This window comes from Methylocystis suflitae (assembly GCF_024448135.1).
GTDB lineage: Bacteria > Pseudomonadota > Alphaproteobacteria > Rhizobiales > Beijerinckiaceae > Methylocystis > Methylocystis suflitae.
Genome location: NZ_JAMRYX010000162.1, coordinates 1 through 1,616, shown reverse-complemented (window position 1 = coordinate 1,616; position 1,616 = coordinate 1). Strand labels below are relative to the sequence as shown.

The window sequence follows — 1,616 nt, the reverse complement described above, 5'->3', positions numbered from 1 at the left end:
CGTCTCCAACAACCTCCGGCGGCCCGCATGCGCCTCTCCCTGGCGCATAGTCGGCTGAAAGCCCTGAATGCGCAATGAATAGTCGAGGCAATGCGGCCATGCGCCTCAGCTCTCCGAGGCGCGGCAGGCGTCTCGCATCTTCTTGTAGTCGACGATCATGGCGGCGAGCGGCGCGTTTTGGGGCAAGGCGCGCAGCTGCTTCGCCGCAATCTTCTGCTCTTCCAAAGAATAGGCGACGAGCGGCGGACAGCCTCCGCCCGTCGATTGGCATGCCGCAAGAGCGAGGCTAAAAGCGACCATGATCGAGATCTTGCGAAACATCTTCAACGCTCCTGCGCTCAACCATGATTTCTGCCTGCCGCTTGGCGGCGCGCATATCGGATTCGGCGCGCCGCGCGTTCTCCTTAGCGGCGCCGCCGGCGACAAGTCGCGCCAACACTGCGCGCCCAAGCGCACAGGCGACGACGCCCGCGACCGCGACGAGACTGAGCGCGGTGAGCTTGGACATGTCAGGCCGTTCCCGGCGGCGTCGAGGTGATGCTGCGCATGATCGCCATCAGCGCCGCCGAACCGATGGCGATGGCGCCGGCCTTCGGATCATTGAGAAAGGCGATCCAGTCGGTCGAGGCGAGCGCGCCAAACAGCGCGACAAGCCCGGCGGCGACATAGGTGCGATAGCCTTGCATTGGGAGCTCCTTTTTTGATGCCGGAAGCCGCCGGCGCGGTTTCATTTGCGGCCGAGGACTCGCGAGACGAACGATTCCATGGCGAAGGCGGGACCCGGATCGCGCTTGCGCGTCGGCGCAATGTCGTCATGACCGGCGATGTCGCTGATGCCGTAGGTCTGGCAGATGGCCTTCGCGATATCGACGGCGGCCGAAATCTGTAGGGCGGGATAGATCATCCAGGGCTTTTCGCCGCCCCTATCCAGCTTGTGGACGAGCATTGCGACCTGGCTCGCCGGCACATTTTTTCCGTATGCGTCGGCGAATTTGCCGTTGGCGAGCTTCGTCAGGGGTCCGGCGTTGGTCAGCTCAATGCCGATCGAAAAGGCGTTGCAGTTCGAGCGCCGCCTCCAAACGCTTTTGCCCGCGTGCCAGGCGACGCGATTGAGCGGCGCGAGCTGCGTCACCTCGCCATCGAGATCGACGACAAGATGGGCGGAGGCTTTCGCGTTGGGATTGCACAGCCAGGAAATCGCGCCCTTCGCCGACTGAGCGGCGGTGTAATGCATGATCAGCAGCGAGGGCTTCAAAACGCCGCCGACGTTGGGCGTCGGCTGTTGAGCGACAGGCTTGTCGTTTTGGTGGAGGACGTGATTCTTCACGGCGAAGGCCATGGGCCGACTCCTTCTCTTCCGATGTCGTTTGTTGATGAGAATCGCGCGCGACGCGCTTGATGTTTTGCGATCAGAAATATTCAAAGACGACGGCGTAGCCGCCGCCGCCATTGCCGCCGGCGCCGGAATTGGCGCCGTTCTGCGACGCGCCGCCGCCGCCGCCACCGCCGCCAAGCCCCCCAACGCCTCCGCCGCCAGGAGTCGTTGCGTGCGAACCTCCGCCTCCGCCGCCTGTGCCGGCTCGGTTGAGAGGGCCAACGCCGCTGGCGTATGACGC

The 1,616-nt window shown here is 64.3% G+C and carries 4 protein-coding genes and 1 pseudogene; all 5 read right to left on the bottom strand.

The features are described 5' to 3' along the window. Positions 1 to 105: 105 nt before the first annotated feature. The gene (locus NEI07_RS12245; protein WP_256034888.1) at positions 106 to 321 is read right to left on the bottom strand and encodes a hypothetical protein; all 216 of its coding nucleotides are present in this window, start codon (positions 319 to 321) and stop codon (positions 106 to 108) included. After that, positions 287 to 508 (bottom strand): hypothetical protein, encoded by a 222-nt coding sequence (locus tag NEI07_RS12240; RefSeq protein WP_256034887.1) that lies wholly within the window; start codon positions 506 to 508, stop codon positions 287 to 289. Before NEI07_RS12240 ends, NEI07_RS12245 begins: the two co-directional genes overlap by 35 nt. 1 nt (position 509) lies before the next feature. Continuing rightward, positions 510 to 686, bottom strand: coding sequence for a hypothetical protein (locus NEI07_RS12235; protein ID WP_014890979.1), 177 nt, complete (start codon positions 684 to 686; stop codon positions 510 to 512). 41 nt (positions 687 to 727) lie between these two features. Then, the gene (locus tag NEI07_RS12230; protein WP_256034884.1) at positions 728 to 1,339 is read right to left on the bottom strand and encodes an N-acetylmuramoyl-L-alanine amidase; all 612 of its coding nucleotides are present in this window, start codon (positions 1,337 to 1,339) and stop codon (positions 728 to 730) included. A gap of 70 nt (positions 1,340 to 1,409) precedes the next feature. Further along, positions 1,410 to 1,616, bottom strand: a pseudogene (locus tag NEI07_RS12225) (DUF2793 domain-containing protein); the annotation flags it as partial.